Genomic DNA, 17,554 nt, shown 5'->3' with positions numbered 1-17,554 from the left:
CGCCTAGTCTAAGGTTAATGCACCTTGGCTTGGCGCTTCTCTGTCTCAGCTAAGCCGGTTGGCCAGGTGGGCATTACGTCTAACTTGGCCTGCAGTTTAGCCTGCTTTTTACTGAGCTTTTGCTGTTTTTTCAGCGTTTTTAGCCACTTCTTCTGCTGCTTATAAGCACGCTTGAGCTCTTTTCTCGCTTTCTTGAACGCCTTTTTATCCATCAAATCGAACGTCTCTACTACCGCCGTCAAGGAATTCACCGACGTCAAGGCATTCACGGACGTCAGCGTATTTAACTCAACGTCAGCTTTGCGTGCTTTCACTCGCGCAATGACGCGCTGCACGGCTTGCGCTTTTTGCTCTTCACGCGTTGTCTCGATCGCTTGAGCGACATTCTGCGTATCTGAAGGCGCAGAAGCCACTGCCGCTTGTTGAGGTGCGAATAGTGCAGATTCAGCTCGCGCAGAGAGAGGCTTAAGGATTTTAGGTGTATGAGTCGTTGGCTGGGTATGGGCAGCCGCCGCAATTGACGCCGGTTTGCATAAGTGTTGTTTACTGTGACTGGCACGCGCGCAAGAGCGACAGACAAACTTGGGTTCAACCACGAGCTTTTCTATCTCACCCAAACTGTGTGCGACTTGTTTACGACTCAACTTGCACAAACGCTTTGCCATCGACTTACCTTAAAAAGAATACGAATAGTTCTTAGTAAGATATATAGTCATCAGACGGGCTTGGCAAGCGTTATTTTACACTGCCATAAAACACGGTGTGGTGAGTATAAATAGAATCAGGCACTTAGCTCATGGTCGAATTAACTAACTCATGGCTGCATTAACATAGACATCAAAGCGGTTTTTCTTGGTCTCTATCGCCATCGCCGGTTTGACACCATCTAGCCAATCAGCGTAGTCGGGGCGTTTGACCACCACTCTTTTCGTCGCCAGCGCAAGGGCTGGCGTGAGTAAGCCGTCTGCGTCGTGATCGGCGCCCACAAGCGTTTGAAATACGCGCATCTCTTTTTTCACTAACGCGCTTTTCTTTTTGTTCTCAGGGTGAGGATACATGGGATCTAAGTAGACCACATCAGGGCGCACAAAATCAGGCTGACTTGCGAGCGTTTCCAGCGCGTTGTGGCTCGATGCGTGCAGCAGTGACATTCGCTCACTGACCCAGACGCCGATTTCTGGGTCCTGTTTGGCGCGCTCTAAGCCATCATCCAGTAGCGCCGCCACCACAGGGTGACGCTCCACCATCTGTACCTGACAGCCCAAAGAGGCCAACACAAACGCATCTCGCCCAAGGCCAGCGGTGCCATCAAGCACTGTCGGTAGCACGCCTTTATTGAGCCCGGCCGCTTTGGCGATCGCTTGCCCTTTTCCACCCCCAAACTTGCGGCGATGCTCAGCGGCACCTCCGGCCAAGTCGACATAAATCGCCCCCAATTTAGGCTCATCAGTTTTGCGAAGTTCCAAACGCTGCGCCGTCAGCACCAAAGCAAACGGACTGGTGTCACTGTGGCTAAGCCCCCAGCGAGCAGCAATGTCCTTCAGTTGTTGGGTCTGTTCAGGGTGTTCGCAGAGAAGTTGCAAATCCACTATCGGCTCCAGTATTGGTCAGTGTTGAGGGACGCGTGCGCGTCAGTGTAATGGATTTTAGCCGGCTCTACCTAACAGTTTCCCCACGTCGCTACGAACAAATCGCCATTGATGTCGTCGCCCGTTCGCGGCAATAATAGTCTTTCTATTCTCAACAAGGCTGACTATGCAAGCTCACTCCACCAAGCTCGATGATCTCGACAAAGCGATTTTGAAAACCTTAATGGAAGATGCGCGGACGCCCTACGCCGAAATGGCGAAGCAATTTGATGTCAGCCCTGCGACCATTCACGTTCGAATAGAAAAGATGAAGTCAGCCGACATCATTCAAGGCACGGAAGTGATTGTCGATACGAAAAAACTCGGTTACGACGTGTGCTGCTTTATTGGTATTAACCTCAACGCGGCGCGCGATTATCACTCAGCTTTGCAAAAGCTCAATGCACTCGAGGAAGTGGTGGAAGCGTATTACACGACGGGCGCGTACAACATCTTCGTCAAATTGATGTGTCGCTCGATTGAGGAGCTGCAACACGTACTGATCGATAAGCTGCAAGCCATTGATGAAGTGCAATCCACCGAAACACTCATCTCTTTGCAAAACCCCATCAATCGCAACGTCAATCCATAAAAAAAGCTCGCGTTGTGCGAGCTTTCTATCAAATCGAACTGAACGAATCCAACTGACTCAATCGAATCGGCAAGGTTATTTGCCTTGGTTTTCCATGTACTGCTTGAGCTGCTCCGCTGAGATGCCCTGTTCGGAAAGCTGCTTCGCGATGATGTCTAGCTGCTCGCCTTTACGTGACTCAATCACTTGCTGGAAATGGAACACGATATCGCGCAACACATCGAGCGGGACTTGCTTGGCGGCACTGCGGATACGCTCGCTGCTCTGATTGCCGAGCTCATGAATTAATTTACCAAACATCACTTTCTCTGGAGACTCTTCAAGCTGCTCCATCAAACGCGCTTTTTCGTACGTCGTCATCGACATGGTGGTGGTTTTTCCATCGTTACAAGATTAACTCGCCTCAATATACAAGGATATTTTTCCTTGTAAAGCTAAGCGCGCCCTCGCCTAGTGATAAGAGCAAGGTGTCGACAACAACTTGCTCATAGCAGCTTATTTATTACGGTTTACTCATAACATCTATTCGTAACACCTACTCATAACAGTAGTGCCACTCTCTGCCCGCTTTGGTCCACAAAATCAGTAGTGCTGGTGTAATGATGAGCATCAATGAGGCGATAAGCACTTGCGGCTCCCACCCAAAACGCTGCATGGTGCCGACAACCAGGCCCGCTCCACTCATTTGGAACAGACCAAGCAGCGCAGCAGCGGTGCCCGCTTTGTCACCGAACGGGGCAAGCGCCTTACCTGCTGCCGCGCCGAGAATCCACGCAAAACCAATCGAGGATAGGAAGATCGGCAACATAAAGGCAAAGGCACTTGCTTGCGTCGCCATTGCTAGCATCACGATACCGCCTAATCCCAACAACAAGATGCCGACATTGAGTGTGGTGTGCGTGCCGAACTTATCCATAAATTTAGGTGCTGTCATACACGCGACAATGTTGATCACCGCATTGATACCGAACCAAAAGGTAAATGCGTTCATGCTTAAACCCAGGTTTTCCATCAACACCACGGGGGCTGAGGTGACATAACCGAGAATCACTGCCATCGCCAACATACACAACGATGCGTGGAACAAAAACGTCGGTGTACTCAGCACTTGCCAATAGCGTCGTAGACGAAATACCGGCGCGGTGCTGACTTGCGGATTGGTCTCTTTAAGGCCAAACGACATCGCCACCAGACCAATCAACGCGAACCCGGCCATAAAGCTGAAGTTGGCGCGCCAGCCAAATTGCTGAGTCAGCCATGCACCAAGAATCGGCGCTAATGCTGGGATAAAACAGATAGCCCCGTTCAGGTAGCTGATCATCTTGCCACTTTTCTGTGGACCGAACATATCGCGAACTGTTGCAAAGGCGGCCACCGATGTCGCGCACGCTCCTAAGCCTTGCAGCAAGCGCGAAACCAGCATCCACTCGATGTTTTGAGCACTCCACGCCAATAAAGCGCTCGCGGCGTAGATGCTGATCCCACCTAATGCAACAGTTCGACGTCCTAGTTTATCCGCCAGCGGGCCAGCAAACAGTTGGCCGACCCCCATCGCGAACAAAAACCATGTGATGGTGTCTTGTGCTAAGGCGTGTTCCACGTGAAACGCTTGAGATATTTGTGGCAACGCAGGCAGATAAATATCAATCGCGAGCGGGCTAAACAGCACCAACAGGGTCAAAAGAATGAATTGAAGTTTGCCGTAGATGATTGGATTATCAGCGTTCACTGCTCGCCTCTTTTAAAATGAATATGCACAAGAATGGATGAAACTCGGCAAAGTCTAAGTTAGTCTAGATATGACATCCAATGACAAATCATCATTTAAGTTATTCCTTAGGGGAATGTATGAATATAGAGAAGCTCGCTCGCTTAGATTTGAATTTACTGGTGTGCCTCAAGATTCTTACTGAAGAGCTGAATGTAACACGCGCCGCTCACCGATTGTGCCTCAGCCAATCTGCGGTCAGTAAGAACCTCGCCAAGTTGCGTGACCAATTTGATGACCCTCTGTTCGTGCGCCAAGCACACGGGTTAAAGCCAACGCCCAAAGCCCTTTTTCTTAAGCCTAAATTGGATGCGCTGATCCATCAGTTAGAGCTGCTGACGCAACCCGAGCAGTTTCAGCCTGACAGCAGTGATTACAAGTTTCAAATCGCCGCGGTAGAGAGTGTCTACCCGCTGATTCTGCCCCATTTTCTACCTGAGATTTTTAAACGCGCCCCAGGGGTCACCATCAGCACCCACTCTTGGTCCGATCAAACCTTCAAGCTACTGCAAAAAGGCGAAATTGATCTTGGTATTACTGGTAAGGACATCGACATCAATGATGCCAAACTGACCATGCTGCCGCCGAGTGATATTAGTGAACAAGAGATCTACCGTGATAACCAGATGTGTTTATTGCGCGCGGATCACCCTGCCTTGAGCCGTCCTTGGACGTTAGAACAGTTTCTTAGCCAACGTCATGTTCAAGTACGCTGCGATGGCAACGATCGCTGGCTGCTTGATTATCGCCTTGCCGACATCGGCAAAGAGCGCGATATCGCCATCACTGTGCCGGACTTCAACAGTGCCGCCAGTCTGTGTTCCTACACGGACTTTGTCTTTACCGCGCCAAGCCATTTCGTCAAGCTTGCCTCGAAACAGCTTAACCTCGCGGTTCTGCCACTGCCGTTAGAATTTCCGCCCATGGCCTATACCCTGTTTTGGCATCGCGACCGAGAGAACGACCCGGCTCTTGCCTGGCTCAGACAAATTATCCGCGAAAAGACGACCGCGCTACGTTAGCCGCGCTACGCTAACTACGTGACGATAAACGCACTGCTTTTACGTCACGTAGTCAGTTAACCTTACCCCGCGATCCTTACCCGGCTATCGATGCAGACCATTTGCAGCGCTCTGGTAAAAGGAGTAGCTTAATGGCCATCGTCCAGCCCAAAAAAGTGATTCGCCCGCTCAACAAGGTGAGCGGTCATAGCGAATCTAAGAACTCGGATGGACACCTCAAATAAATGAAGGATTCACAGATGCTAAACACCACTGAACAACGATTGACAGCCATCAAAGAGTGGCTGGTTCAGAACAATATCGATGCCTTTTTTGTGCCCCATGAAGATGAATACTTGGGCGAATACATTCCGGCGCACAACGAGCGCCTACATTGGCTAACCGGCTTCACTGGTTCAGCCGGGGCCGCGGTGGTCACACAAACAAAAGCAGCGGTATTTGTCGATGGTCGATACACGGTGCAAGTCACCAAGCAAGTCCCTAGCGAGCTGTTCGAATACCGCCATTTAATTGAAGAGCCGGCATTAGACTGGCTGCTCAGTGAGCTACAACCGGGCAGCGTCGTCGCCATTGACCCACGCATGCACAATGCAGGTTGGCTGGAGTCTGCGCAAACCAAACTGGCGGACAAACTTGAACTCAAGCTGTTAACCAGTCACCCCATCGACGCACTGTGGCATGATCGCCCAGCCGCCCTCGAATCACCTGTGCGCTTAATGCCGATTGAATCTGTCGGTCAAACCTCATCATCCAAACGTGAAGAGATTGCCAAGCAACTGACAAAGCAGAACCTTGATGCTGCAGTCGTGACCGCGCTCGACTCTATCTGCTGGCTGCTTAATGTGCGTGGCCTCGATGTCTCTCGCCTGCCCGTATTATTGTCTCACGCGATTATTCACCGCGACGCCAGTGTCGATTTCTTTATTCGACAAGAACGTCTGCCGCAAGGCTTTGCTGAGCATGTTGGCACCGGTGTCAGAGTTCATGCTCCCGAGTCCCTGGAGTCTATTCTTAACTCGCTTAATGGACGCCGAGTATTACTTGACCCAGCGACGAGCAATGCGTGGTTTAAATTGACACTGCAAAACAGTGGCGCGCTTGTCGTAAGTGCAGCCGATCCTTGCTTACTACCGAAAGCGCAAAAAAATGCGGTCGAAATTGAGGGCATGAAAGCGTGTCATGTGCGCGATGGCGTCGCCATGGTCAAGTTCCTCTCTTGGCTTGATAACGAAGTCGCCAACGGCCAACTTCACAATGAAGCCTACCTAGCCGACCGTTTAGAAGCGTACCGTCGTGAGGATGAAACGTTAGTAGACCTAAGTTTTGATACCATCTCCGCAGCAGGCAGCAACGCGGCAATGTGTCACTACAACCACGAAAACCAACCGACCCCGGGTCAGTTGAGCCTGAACTCTCTCTACTTGGTCGACTCTGGCGGCCAATACCTCAACGGAACAACGGACATCACACGTACTGTGGCCATCGGTCAACCTAGCGATGAGATGATCAAGCAGTTTACTTTAGCGCTCAAAGGTCATATTGGTGTCGCACGCGCCCGTTTTCCAAAAGGAACACGCGGCTATCAAATTGATACCCTTGCCCGTCAACACTTATGGGCAGAAGGCTTTGACTATGACCACGGTACGGGCCACGGTGTCGGCCACTTCCTCAGTGTCCATGAGGGACCAGCAAGCATTTCCAAACGACAAATTGATGTGGCTTTGATGGAAGGTATGGTGCTCTCCAATGAGCCGGGTTATTACCGCGCCGATGCGTTTGGCATTCGTATTGAGAACTTAGAACTGGTAGTGGAAACCCCAACACAAGGTGATTTCCCTGTATTGAGCTTCGAGTCACTCACACGTTGCCCGATTGATAAGCGCAACATCAACATTGATATGTTGACCAAACCAGAGCTCGCCTGGCTTAATGATTACCACCAAAAAGTGTGGAATGACCTCAGCCCATTGGTCGATGGTGAGGTAAGAACGTGGTTAGAGCGCGCAACATCGCCCATCGCTCACCGCGACTAATCGTGCTTTGAACACTTGGTAGATCTGCATATCGCGTGAAGTTGAATGAAAAGGCTCTCAACATGAGAGCCTTTTTAATTGTGGCGTGGTTGTTTCACGTGAAACATTATCCAGAATAGATTGCGTTCCAGTTTCGCCAAACGGGGTCATACCCTTTCGAGCGTAACGCCTGCTCGACCGATTCAGCACTTCGCTCATCGCTGATCTCAAACTGCTCCAACTCGACGTCTTGCATCGCGTATCCGCCGGGTTGTGTTTTTGATGCAGCGGACATGGATGTCACACCCAGTGGCAACACATTGTCCCTAAACTTCGGTGACTCTCGTGTCGATAACGAGAGCTCAACCGTCGGATTCAACAAACGATAGGCACAGATCAACTGAACTAACTGCTTATCACTCATCACGGATTTGGGTTGAATCACACCTTCCGATGCATTGCCCTCACAAGGGCGAAGCCGTGGGAAGGAAATCGAGTAACGAGTTTGCCAGTAAGTACGCTCTAAGTAGTCAAGGTGTGCGGCGACATAAAAGCAATCCGTGCGCCAATCGTCCAACCCGATGAGCGCGCCTATACCGATCTTATCGATCCCAGCCCGAGCCAAGCGATCCGGCGTTTCCAAGCGGTAGTCAAAATCTGTTTTGTTGCCACGCAAATGGTGCTGCGCGTAAGTGCGACGATGGTAGGTTTCCTGATAGACCATTACTGCATCGAGGCCCAAGGATTTCAGTTCACGGTACTGCCCTTCATCAAGCGGCTGCACTTCCATTGCCAAGTAGTTAAAGTGCGCTTTAACAAGTGGCACTGCGCGGCGAAAGTAGTCCATCCCTACTTTGGTTTGGTGCTCACCTGTGACCAAAAGGACACTGTCGAATTTCATCGACTTAATCGCGTCTATCTCTGCCGCGATTTCTTGCTCTGTCAGCGTACGGCGTTTAATTCGGTTCTCCATCGAAAAACCGCAGTAGGTACATGCATTGGCGCACAAGTTGGAGAGATAAAGCGGGATATACAATCCAATCGTGTTGCCAAACCGTTTACGCGTGAGCGCATAGGATTGCTGCGCCATTTGCTCAAGGTAAGGCTCTGCCGCAGGTGAAATCAAGGCTTTAAAATCTTCGAGATCACGCTTAGATTTCGCCAATGCGCGTTCCACATCCTGATGAGTTTTCGCGTAAATCGACAGCCTTATGTCATCCCAGTCCATGCGTTGATGAATCGATACAAAACTCATTCTGCGTCCCTCACTCTAGGAAGGCGGTTAATGGGCTAGAGGCAACAGCATGGGTAACCTGACCAGCCAAGCCGGATTCAAACGCTATCCGCCCGCTTTCCACCGCCATCTTAAACGCTTGCGCCATAGCAACTGGATTGCTCGCCGCCGCGATCGCGGTATTCACCAAAACCGCATCTGCGCCCATCTCCATCGCTTTTGCCGCATGAGACGGAGCACCAATCCCGGCATCAACAATGACGGGGACACCGGCTTGGTCGATGATGATCTCCAAAAAGTCTTGCGACGCCAGCCCTTTGTTCGAACCAATAGGCGCGCCAAGAGGCATCACTGCTGCGCAGCCCACCTCTTCTAAACGCTTACACAACACCGGGTCTGCGTGGCAATACGGCAAAACAATAAAGCCATCTTTGACCAACTGTTCTGCCGCTTTGAGGGTTTCAATTGGGTCAGGCATGAGGTATTTAGGATCGGGATGAATCTCCAGTTTAAGCCACTGTGTGCCCAAGGCTTCACGTGCTAAGTGCGCAGCGAAAATGGCGTCTTGTGCAGTTTTTGCCCCGGAGGTATTCGGTAATAGATTCACGCCAGCGGCGATCAACGGCGCTAAGATATCATCTTGCTTATCATGGATATCGACGCGCTTGAGCGCCATAGTCGCCAGTTGCGATCCCGACGCCTCAATAGCGCGCGCCATGGTAGTACTGTTCGAAAACTTACCCGTGCCGGTAAACAGACGCGAGTCAAACACTTTGCCCGCGATAGTAAGCGGTGTTATTGGCGCCATGATCAGCCTCCTGCAATGGCTTGAAATAGTGCGATGGCATCGCCTTGAATGACGATATGTCTGTCCCACTCGCTGCGCGGAACGACACAGTTATTGATGGCAAACACACAGCCCACCTCGGCGAGCGATAACTCAGCAATGAGCGCCGTCAATGTTGTCCCTGCGTGAGTCGTATGAGTTTCACCATTGACGGTGATAGTGATGGGTTCCATGTTCATTCCTTAACGGTGTTCGACTGACACACGTGACAAGTGGCATCCACTGAGATAGCTAACGTCTGCCAGCGCATCGTAAGTCCATCAAACAGGTGTAATGTTGATGGGCTAAGCTGTGGCTCATCAAGGGCTAACCATTGAATCGCCGCCAGCGCTTGGTAATTACCTAACGTCCCTACTACCGGACCTACCACGCCAAGTTCACTGCATTTTTGGCCAGAAGGAAGTGAATCGAACGGGTATAGGCAGTGGTAGCATGGACTATCTTGCTGATAGTCAAACAACGCGAACTGCCCTTGCCATCCAATGGCCGAAGCCGAGTTCAAAGGTGTCCGGTTTTTGAAGCAGAGCCGATTGATTTGCTGGCGCGTTTCAAGGTTGTCTGTGCAATCAAGCACGATGTCGGCAAGCATGATCTCAAGCGCAAGCTGGGTATCATCGAGCCGTTGGTCCATCGCGCGAATGCGAATCAAAGGGTTGAGGTGCTCTAATTGACTCTTAGCCGCCAACGCTTTGCTCTGCCCTTGGTCATCGTTTCGATAGATGACTTGGCGCTGAAGATTGCTTAGCTCGACACGGTCATCATCCACCAACACCAATTTACCCACACCAGCGGTAGCTAAATAAAGGCTTGCCGCTGACCCGAGGCCACCACAACCAATCAGCAACACATGAGCATTCGCCAACTTTGCTTGCCCTTGTTCACCCCATTGCGGCAGCGACACTTGTCTTTGGTAACGTAAGAACGCCTCGTCAGACAGGATGGTCATCCGTGATCTCCTACTTGCTTGTTTGCCTTCATCAACTCAGTAAAAGCCGCAATGACCGGTTTTGGATCATCGGAGAGCGTAATCGCACGTACGACAGCCAAGCTTGAGACGCCGCACTGCCACACCATCGCAGCGTTACCTTGGTCGATACCGCCAATCGCAACCGTAGGAAAGCCCATACCTTGCGAGCGAGGAATCGAATCAATCAACTGTTGATAAAGCTTCAAGCGCACTAAACCTTGCGGCTTTGAAGGCATAACTTTGGTCGTGGTTGGGAAGATATGCCCCAGTGCGATGTAGCTTGGCGCAATCTGCACAATACGCAACAGTTCGTAATAGCCATGTGTCGAGAGCCCTAAAGCGATATCTGCCTGTGACAATGCCTGCAAGTTCGACGCTTCAATATCTTCTTGGCCAAGGTGAACACCGAATGCACCGTGCTTTATCGCCAACTGCCAATGATCATTGATAAACACGTGTGCTTGATATTGCTGACCCAATGCAATTGCACGAATCACCTGCGCTTCCAAATCGGCTTGCTGTGGATCTTTGATGCGCAGCTGTATGGTTTTAATGCCTAGAGGCAGCAATCGTTCAATCCAACGGACATCGTCGACCACCGGATAGAGACCCAACACCTCTTTCACCATAGAGGGAAAAGAGATCGGTTGGCCTTCGGTTTTCCAACCGACACGAATGCCGAGAGTTTCGTCTTCCAGCACAGGCGTAGGAAACTGCTCAAAACAACAAGGCCATTGAGATGTTTCACGTGAAACATGCCCCATCGCACGTGCGAGCGTCAGTGCATCTTCAACGGGAAAATCGAGCGCCCGCAAGGTGATAAACCATGCGAAGTGCTGTGTAGGATCAAGCGCCATTTGGTGGACATTAAGCGCACGCACTTCAGCATGAGGCGGCGTGCTGTGCTGCCAAATATCAAGCATGCGTCCTTCGCACCTCGCGCCAATAACGATCGCATGCGGGGCATAGTCCGCCAGCGAGACATCACCCTCTGCAACTGAGTAAACCAGTTGATGGACGTTTTGTTCGCTATCGTCAGTGAGAGAGGAAGACTCGGAGACTTGCGTATCCCGAGCAATCCAAACAGAAGAAGACGCACCGCGCAGTTCAACCGTCGACTCAGCCCCGTCAATCAACTGAATCTCTTGTATGGCGAACCCTTGCTCGCCGGCCAATGCCAAGCATTGCGCGATATCATCGCGCAATGTGGGTTGTGAGTGAGGAATCACAATGTTCATCGCCGCGTTCCTACGACTCTGCACTTTCAGGCTGCGCGGCAGGATGATACAGCTCAGAACCCGATTGACGGAACTCCTCTGACTTTTGGCGCATCCCTTCGAGTGGATCGTCGAGCATTTTAACGGAGATGGCTTGGTCGGCTTCGACTTGTTGCGTGTCTTTAGCGTACTCGCGCACTTCCTGAGAAATTTTCATCGAACAGAATTTTGGTCCACACATTGAACAAAAGTGAGCCACTTTGCCCGACTCTTGCGGCAAAGTTTCATCGTGGAAAGCTCGCGCTGTATCAGGGTCAAGCGACAAGTTGAACTGATCCTCCCAGCGGAACTCAAAGCGAGCTTTTGAGAGTGCATTGTCACGAACCTGAGCACCAGGGTGGCCTTTAGCCAAATCCGCCGCATGCGCCGCGAGTTTATAAGTAATCAAGCCCGTCTTAACGTCTTCTTTATTGGGTAGACCCAAGTGCTCTTTCGGCGTCACATAGCAGAGCATCGCACAGCCGTACCAGCCAATCATCGCGGCGCCAATGCCAGAGGTAATATGATCGTACCCTGGGGCAATATCGGTCGTCAGAGGACCCAAAGTGTAGAATGGCGCTTCGTGGCAGTGCTCTAGCTGCTCATCCATATTGGCTTTGATCATGTGCATAGGTACATGCCCAGGGCCTTCAATGATCACCTGTACGTCATACTCCCACGCGATCTTAGTCAGTTCACCCAACGTGCGTAGCTCAGCAAACTGCGCTTCATCATTGGCATCGGCCACCGAACCTGGACGCAAGCCATCACCGAGCGAAAGCGCGACATCGTACTTGGCACAAATTTCACAAATTTCGCGGAAGTGGGTGTAAAGGAAGCTTTCTTGATGGTGAGCGAGACACCACTTAGCGATGATCGAGCCGCCGCGAGAGACAATACCCGTGACACGTTTGGCCGTCATCGGCACATAACGCAACAGCAAACCGGCATGAATCGTGAAGTAATCGACGCCCTGCTCAGCTTGCTCAATCAAGGTGTCTCGCATCACTTCCCAATTGAGGTTTTCTGCAATGCCATTCACTTTTTCAAGCGCTTGGTACATAGGCACGGTACCGATCGGAACTGGGCTGTTACGTAGAATCCACTCTCGAGTCTCGTGAATATTGCGTCCGGTCGACAAATCCATCACTGTATCGCCACCCCAACGTGTTGCCCAAACCAATTTCTCAACTTCTTCCTCAATGGAAGAGGTCACGGAGGAGTTGCCAATATTGGCGTTCACCTTGACCAAGAAGTTGCGACCAATGATCATTGGCTCCGCTTCCGGGTGGTTGATGTTGGATGGAATGATGGCACGGCCCGCGGCCACTTCTTGGCGGACAAACTCAGCACTGATGTCCTTTGGCAAGTGGGCCCCAAAGCTTTGACCTGGATGCTGTTGGTTCAACACCTCATCGCGATAACGAGCACGCCCCATGTTTTCACGCAGAGCGATGTATTCCATTTCCGGTGTAATCACACCTTGACGCGCGTAGTGGAGCTGAGTAACACACTGACCGCTTTTCGCACGGCGAATGCGAGGTAAGTTACCATAACGCAGCTCGTCTAGCGTATCGTCTTCCAAGCGCTGTTTGGTGTATACCGAACTGACCTCATCGAGCAGCTCCGTATCACCGCGCTCTTCAATCCACTGTTCACGTAACTTAGGTAATCCATGGTAGAGGTCAATCGTATGGTCAGGATCGGTATAAGGACCAGAAGTGTCGTAAACGCGAATCGGCTCATTGGGCTCAAAGATCGGCGCGTCTTTAGTACCGCCAATCAAGCTGTCAGCAAGGGAGATTTCTCGCATAGGAACACGAATATCAGGTCGTGAACCTTCTACATAAACCTTGCGTGAATTGGGGTACGCCTGTACCGAGAGGGTATCAATAAACTGTTTGGCTTCCAGTCTCGCTTGTTTGCGATTCGACATAGCATTTTTCCTTGCTCTTTATTGCTCGTAGGAGCATGAGTGTTAGAGATAAAAATGCTTGGCGGAAAGATGCGACAAGAGGGCGATCTGACGCGGGTATCTATCTGTAGATAGATCGCATGACGCTCAGATCAGAGAGAACGAATCCTAGATTAGGAGGGTCGATATCTTCTCTTGTTCCCTTCGCAGGTATTAACCTGATCAGGTTCAACGGATCCCGAATAAACGGTCTCAGCCTTATGGCACTCCGACAAGTGAACCGAGTATATAAAAACGGCTTGGATAAACCAAGCCGACCTGTGTAAATTTTGTCTAGTGAGGCTCAAAGCACCTCTAAGCAAGCTAGCTTTTGATCAGCAGTTGAAAGCCCACCCAAGCGGCAGAGATGCTTAATACCACATTGAGTAAGACATTGAGTCCCATCTTGAAAAAGGCGCCCTGCTGCATGAGTAAAACGTTGTCCATCGAAAACGTAGAGAACGTCGTCAAAGCACCAAGAAAACCGAGCCCGATGATCTGTCTCCATGGTTCAGTCGCAAGGTTGCCATTTTCAAACGCGGCAATCAGTAAGCCCATCGCCAGTGAGCCGACTACGTTAACAGTTAGCGTACCGTATGGAAAACCTCGCCCCAGTAATGTCGCACACAGCTCAGACACTAAATAACGAGAGCACGCACCAACGGCGCCACCCATGGCAATAAACCCTAAAATTGCAAACTGACCCATAACCCCTCCAAATTTATGGCGTTAGTGTAGCGCCAAACAGACAAAAAAACAGACTTCAGATCAATGTAATGACGCTAAACATCCTGCTAGATTTAAAAAGTTACAGGAGTCACTTTACTTCGATGTAGCCCATCAAACCGGTTTTCATGTGCTCTATGACATGACAGTGATACATCCACCGACCGGGGTTGTCCGCGACGAAAGCCGCTTTGGCACGACCATTCTTGCCCAGTAGTACCGTATCCGTATGGAACGGCTCTGGGAGCGGCTTACCGTCCATTTCGAGCACGGTAAAGGTGTGGCCATGAAGATGAATAGGATGATGGTACTGAGTGACATTTTTAAGATCGAAGATGTAGGTTTTGCCTAGCTCCAACTGTGCCAGCGGCGCAGGAATCGAATGACGACTCATCCCCTGCCACGCCACCTTGTTGGTCAACCAAAAGGTTGGACTCGCCTTGCCATCTTTGCCTACGGGCGTCACCGCACCTTGCCACTCAAACACAAAGTCAATCTCTTCAGCGTTGGCAAGATCGAGCGCGGGCACAGGGTTAAGAGGCAAGTTTGGCAGCGCTTGATCCTGTGGCAAATCAGACGCGACGACATCAAATTCACACAGAGGAAAAGGGAAACGCCCCTTCATTTGACGAACAAACACTTTGTTGCCAGCAGATGGTGCAATCAGACCAAGATCCACCCTCATGCCCGGTCCCATTTTATGCTGAGAGAGCTCAATTGGCGTGCTGACCGGGTTACCATCAATCGCCAATATCCAAGCCTCTGCCCCTTCAATCGCTATTGGATAGGTAATGGTATTGTCGACATTTGCAATGCGTAAGCGAGTGGTCGCGTGTGCTTTAAGCGTATATACAGGCTCATGAACGCCATTCACACTGCTCCACTCCCCTGGAGTGCCCATCCGAGCACTTAAACGTGGAATCATTCTCTCCTTCCACTGCCCCTGGCTGTCAATGTGCCAATGCTTGAGCATCAACGCATGCTCTTCATCAAAAACCACGGGGTCGCGCTCTTCAACAATAATCAGTCCAACGAGTCCTCGCCCTAACTGTTCAACGCTGTTCATGTGTGGGTGATACCAAAACGTGCCTGCGTCAGGCGGAGTGAATCGATACTCAAACGTCTCTCCCGGCATGATAGGCGCTTGACTGAGAAAAGGAACGCCGTCCATCTCGATAGGAATTCGCAAGCCGTGCCAATGTATGGTTGTAGGCTCTGACAGTTTGTTAGTGAAACGAATCACGACCTCTTCCCCCTGACGACAATAGAGTGTCTGCGCAGGGATCGCACCATTAAACCCCAGTACGTCTGTTTGATACCCAGGGACGAGTTCAGCCCGGCTAGGCTCAGCAGTGAGCTCGTAAACATAGCCTTCTCGAGTCCGAGTTTGCCGAGTCACTGAACAAGCAGGAATCATTGAGAGAGCAGACAAAGCAAGTGAAGATTGAAGAAATTGGCGACGACTCAAAGCCATAACGGTAAACACCTAAAACAGACAAGACGTATAATGTAGCAAAATACTGCGAATGATTCTCAGTGCAATGAGCGATTTGTGGTTTTGTCGCGTGCAAGATTAAAAAACGGAGACAAAAAAGGCTCTAGCCTTACGTCGGGGACGCCTAGTCTAGAGCCTCAAATCTCAAATGTGGTATTTATATATACAAAAAGGCTCTAGTCTTTCGACTAGAGCCTTAAAATATGGCAGGGGTGGAGAGATTCGAACTCCCAACACGCGGATTTGGAATCCGCTGCTCTGCCAATTGGAGCTACACCCCTAAAATAGGTTCAAATTGTTCGTGGAAGAGAGATTCGAACTCCCAACACGCGCCTTCTCGAAGACTTTGGGGGAATCCGCTGCTCTATTAATGAGAGCTACACCCCTAAAAATTAGATTCAAAAAAACCTCGATAAACGAGGTTTATAAGTGGCGGAGTGGACGGGACTCGAACCCGCGACCCCCGGCGTGACAGGCCGGTATTCTAACCAACTGAACTACCACTCCGCAGTGGTCTATTTAAAGTCTTATCTCAATCGTGCTTCAAATAGATAATGTTCAAAGCCTGGCGATGTCCTACTCTCACATGGGGAAGCCCCACACTACCATCGGCGCTAATTCGTTTCACTTCTGAGTTCGGCATGGAATCAGGTGGGTCCAAATCGCTATGGTCGCCAAGCAAATTTTGTTTAAGTTCCTAGAAGCTAGTGCCTAGTTCCTAGAACTTAATAATTCGGAAAGCTGTCGTTATCGTTTCTAGCTACTAGGAACTAGTCACTCGTCTCTTTTACACATTCAATGTTCTTCATTGAGTCCATCAAAACCCTTTGGGTGTTGTATGGTTAAGCCTCACGGGCAATTAGTACAGGTTAGCTCAACGCCTCACAGCGCTTACACACCCTGCCTATCAACGTTCTAGTCTCGAACAACCCTTAAGGATACTTAAAGTATCAGGGAAGACTCATCTCAGGGCTCGCTTCCCGCTTAGATGCTTTCAGCGGTTATCGATTCCGAACTTAGCTACCGGGCAATGCGATTGGCATCACAACCCGAACACCAGAGGTTCGTCCACTCCGGTCCTCTCGTACTAGGAGCAGCCCCCTTCAATCTTCCAACGCCCACGGCAGATAGGGACCGAACTGTCTCACGACGTTCTAAACCCAGCTCGCGTACCACTTTAAATGGCGAACAGCCATACCCTTGGGACCGACTTCAGCCCCAGGATGTGATGAGCCGACATCGAGGTGCCAAACACCGCCGTCGATATGAACTCTTGGGCGGTATCAGCCTGTTATCCCCGGAGTACCTTTTATCCGTTGAGCGATGGCCCTTCCATTCAGAACCACCGGATCACTATGACCTGCTTTCGCACCTGCTCGAATTGTCATTCTCGCAGTCAAGCGGGCTTATGCCATTGCACTAACCTCACGATGTCCAACCGTGATTAGCCCACCTTCGTGCTCCTCCGTTACTCTTTGGGAGGAGACCGCCCCAGTCAAACTACCCACCAGGCACTGTCCTCACCCCGGATAACGGGGCTAAGTTAGAACATCAAACATACAAGGGTGGTATTTCAAGGTCGGCTCCACAGATACTGGCGTACCTGCTTCAAAGCCTCCCACCTATCCTACACATGTAGGCTCAATGTTCAGTGCCAAGCTGTAGTAAAGGTTCACGGGGTCTTTCCGTCTAGCCGCGGGTACACTGCATCTTCACAGCGATTTCAATTTCACTGAGTCTCGGGTGGAGACAGCGTGGCCATCATTACGCCATTCGTGCAGGTCGGAACTTACCCGACAAGGAATTTCGCTACCTTAGGACCGTTATAGTTACGGCCGCCGTTTACCGGGGCTTCGATCAAGAGCTTCGACCGAAGTCTAACCCCATCAATTAACCTTCCGGCACCGGGCAGGCGTCACACCGTATACGTCATCTTACGATTTTGCACAGTGCTGTGTTTTTAATAAACAGTTGCAGCCACCTGGTATCTGCGACTCTCAATAGCTCCATCCGCGAGGGACTTCACCGTCAAGAGCGTACCTTCTCCCGAAGT

Annotated in this window: 15 protein-coding genes, 2 tRNA genes, 2 rRNA genes and 1 riboswitch; of the genes, 3 read left to right on the top strand and 16 right to left on the bottom strand. The window is 50.7% G+C overall.

From position 1 onward, the window contains the following. Nucleotides 1–14 precede the first annotated feature (14 nt). Nucleotides 15–665, bottom strand: a complete 651-nt coding sequence (locus tag AC6R10_RS03435; RefSeq protein ID WP_500671459.1) for a hypothetical protein — start codon at nucleotides 663–665, stop codon at nucleotides 15–17. Between the two features lie 144 nt (nucleotides 666–809). After that, nucleotides 810–1,589 carry a class I SAM-dependent methyltransferase gene (locus tag AC6R10_RS03430; RefSeq protein WP_500671458.1) on the bottom strand — a complete coding sequence of 260 codons (780 nt, stop codon included), beginning with the start codon at nucleotides 1,587–1,589 and terminating at the stop codon, nucleotides 810–812. A gap of 166 nt (nucleotides 1,590–1,755) precedes the next feature. Between AC6R10_RS03430 and asnC the strand changes: the two genes are divergently transcribed. After that, a complete protein-coding gene (asnC, locus tag AC6R10_RS03425) occupies nucleotides 1,756–2,220 on the top strand; it encodes a transcriptional regulator AsnC (protein ID WP_334555425.1) in 465 nt (154 codons plus the stop codon). Between the two features lie 75 nt (nucleotides 2,221–2,295). On the opposite strand, the gene tsrA is transcribed toward asnC, so the two are convergent. Further along, on the bottom strand, nucleotides 2,296–2,586 hold the full coding sequence (gene tsrA, locus AC6R10_RS03420; RefSeq protein WP_334555424.1) for an H-NS-like global regulator TsrA: 291 nt from the start codon (nucleotides 2,584–2,586) through the stop codon (nucleotides 2,296–2,298). Between the two features lie 169 nt (nucleotides 2,587–2,755). Beyond that, nucleotides 2,756–3,949 (bottom strand): multidrug effflux MFS transporter, encoded by a 1,194-nt coding sequence (locus AC6R10_RS03415; RefSeq protein WP_500671457.1) that lies wholly within the window; start codon nucleotides 3,947–3,949, stop codon nucleotides 2,756–2,758. A gap of 119 nt (nucleotides 3,950–4,068) precedes the next feature. On the opposite strand from AC6R10_RS03415, the gene AC6R10_RS03410 reads away from it, so the two are divergent. After that, nucleotides 4,069–5,010, top strand: coding sequence for a LysR family transcriptional regulator (locus AC6R10_RS03410; protein WP_334555422.1), 942 nt, complete (start codon nucleotides 4,069–4,071; stop codon nucleotides 5,008–5,010). A gap of 239 nt (nucleotides 5,011–5,249) precedes the next feature. Continuing rightward, complete coding sequence (locus tag AC6R10_RS03405; RefSeq protein ID WP_500671456.1) at nucleotides 5,250–7,043, top strand: aminopeptidase P family protein; 1,794 nt, start codon at nucleotides 5,250–5,252, stop codon at nucleotides 7,041–7,043. Nucleotides 7,044–7,149: 106 nt separating this feature from the next. Here the strand turns inward: AC6R10_RS03405 and thiH are convergent, their stop codons facing one another. The 12 genes from thiH to AC6R10_RS03345 all read right to left on the bottom strand — a co-directional run. Then, nucleotides 7,150–8,277 carry a 2-iminoacetate synthase ThiH gene (gene thiH, locus AC6R10_RS03400; RefSeq protein WP_500671455.1) on the bottom strand — a complete coding sequence of 376 codons (1,128 nt, stop codon included), beginning with the start codon at nucleotides 8,275–8,277 and terminating at the stop codon, nucleotides 7,150–7,152. Nucleotides 8,278–8,287: 10 nt separating this feature from the next. Continuing rightward, the gene (locus tag AC6R10_RS03395) at nucleotides 8,288–9,064 is read right to left on the bottom strand and encodes a thiazole synthase (RefSeq protein WP_500671454.1); all 777 of its coding nucleotides are present in this window, start codon (nucleotides 9,062–9,064) and stop codon (nucleotides 8,288–8,290) included. A gap of 2 nt (nucleotides 9,065–9,066) precedes the next feature. After that, nucleotides 9,067–9,276, bottom strand: a complete 210-nt coding sequence (thiS, locus tag AC6R10_RS03390; protein ID WP_500671453.1) for a sulfur carrier protein ThiS — start codon at nucleotides 9,274–9,276, stop codon at nucleotides 9,067–9,069. A 2-nt stretch (nucleotides 9,277–9,278) separates the two neighbouring features. Then, nucleotides 9,279–10,043, bottom strand: coding sequence for a HesA/MoeB/ThiF family protein (locus AC6R10_RS03385; RefSeq protein WP_500671488.1), 765 nt, complete (start codon nucleotides 10,041–10,043; stop codon nucleotides 9,279–9,281). 2 nt (nucleotides 10,044–10,045) lie between these two features. Next, nucleotides 10,046–11,308: a thiamine phosphate synthase gene (locus AC6R10_RS03380; protein ID WP_500671452.1), complete on the bottom strand. Its 1,263-nt coding sequence runs from the start codon at nucleotides 11,306–11,308 to the stop codon at nucleotides 10,046–10,048. 10 nt (nucleotides 11,309–11,318) lie between these two features. Beyond that, nucleotides 11,319–13,262 carry a phosphomethylpyrimidine synthase ThiC gene (gene thiC, locus AC6R10_RS03375; RefSeq protein WP_500671451.1) on the bottom strand — a complete coding sequence of 648 codons (1,944 nt, stop codon included), beginning with the start codon at nucleotides 13,260–13,262 and terminating at the stop codon, nucleotides 11,319–11,321. Nucleotides 13,263–13,423: 161 nt separating this feature from the next. Continuing rightward, a riboswitch (TPP riboswitch) is annotated at nucleotides 13,424–13,522 on the bottom strand. A gap of 82 nt (nucleotides 13,523–13,604) precedes the next feature. Continuing rightward, on the bottom strand, nucleotides 13,605–13,988 hold the full coding sequence (gene crcB, locus AC6R10_RS03370) for a fluoride efflux transporter CrcB (RefSeq protein ID WP_334555415.1): 384 nt from the start codon (nucleotides 13,986–13,988) through the stop codon (nucleotides 13,605–13,607). Between the two features lie 109 nt (nucleotides 13,989–14,097). After that, nucleotides 14,098–15,480: a multicopper oxidase domain-containing protein gene (locus AC6R10_RS03365; RefSeq protein WP_500671450.1), complete on the bottom strand. Its 1,383-nt coding sequence runs from the start codon at nucleotides 15,478–15,480 to the stop codon at nucleotides 14,098–14,100. 225 nt (nucleotides 15,481–15,705) lie between these two features. After that, nucleotides 15,706–15,782 (bottom strand) — tRNA-Trp (locus AC6R10_RS03360). Between the two features lie 149 nt (nucleotides 15,783–15,931). Next, nucleotides 15,932–16,008, bottom strand: a tRNA-Asp gene (locus AC6R10_RS03355). A 56-nt stretch (nucleotides 16,009–16,064) separates the two neighbouring features. Next, nucleotides 16,065–16,180 (bottom strand): 5S ribosomal RNA (gene rrf / locus AC6R10_RS03350). 159 nt (nucleotides 16,181–16,339) lie between these two features. Continuing rightward, nucleotides 16,340–17,554 (bottom strand): 23S ribosomal RNA (locus AC6R10_RS03345); the annotation flags it as partial.

It is taken from the genome of Vibrio sp. R12-SG2-ISO1 (genome assembly GCF_059834045.1).
Note: the sequence above shows the minus strand (reverse complement) of the source record. Positions and strands in the feature narration are given on the sequence as shown.

Bases quoted from the DNA above. Each gene is read 5' to 3' on its own strand.
- crcB (WP_334555415.1), bottom strand. From the start codon at position 13,988: ATGGGTCAGTTTGCAATTTTAGGGTTTATTGCCATGGGTGGCGCCGTT.
- AC6R10_RS03380 (WP_500671452.1), bottom strand. From the start codon at position 11,308: ATGAACATTGTGATTCCTCACTCACAACCCACATTGCGCGATGATATC.
- thiH (WP_500671455.1), bottom strand. From the start codon at position 8,277: ATGAGTTTTGTATCGATTCATCAACGCATGGACTGGGATGACATAAGG.
- AC6R10_RS03410 (WP_334555422.1), top strand. From the start codon at position 4,069: ATGAATATAGAGAAGCTCGCTCGCTTAGATTTGAATTTACTGGTGTGC.
- thiC (WP_500671451.1), bottom strand. From the start codon at position 13,262: ATGTCGAATCGCAAACAAGCGAGACTGGAAGCCAAACAGTTTATTGAT.
- AC6R10_RS03395 (WP_500671454.1), bottom strand. From the start codon at position 9,064: ATGGCGCCAATAACACCGCTTACTATCGCGGGCAAAGTGTTTGACTCG.
- thiS (WP_500671453.1), bottom strand. From the start codon at position 9,276: ATGGAACCCATCACTATCACCGTCAATGGTGAAACTCATACGACTCAC.
- asnC (WP_334555425.1), top strand. From the start codon at position 1,756: ATGCAAGCTCACTCCACCAAGCTCGATGATCTCGACAAAGCGATTTTG.
- tsrA (WP_334555424.1), bottom strand. From the start codon at position 2,586: ATGTCGATGACGACGTACGAAAAAGCGCGTTTGATGGAGCAGCTTGAA.
- AC6R10_RS03435 (WP_500671459.1), bottom strand. From the start codon at position 665: ATGGCAAAGCGTTTGTGCAAGTTGAGTCGTAAACAAGTCGCACACAGT.
- AC6R10_RS03365 (WP_500671450.1), bottom strand. From the start codon at position 15,480: ATGGCTTTGAGTCGTCGCCAATTTCTTCAATCTTCACTTGCTTTGTCT.
- AC6R10_RS03405 (WP_500671456.1), top strand. From the start codon at position 5,250: ATGCTAAACACCACTGAACAACGATTGACAGCCATCAAAGAGTGGCTG.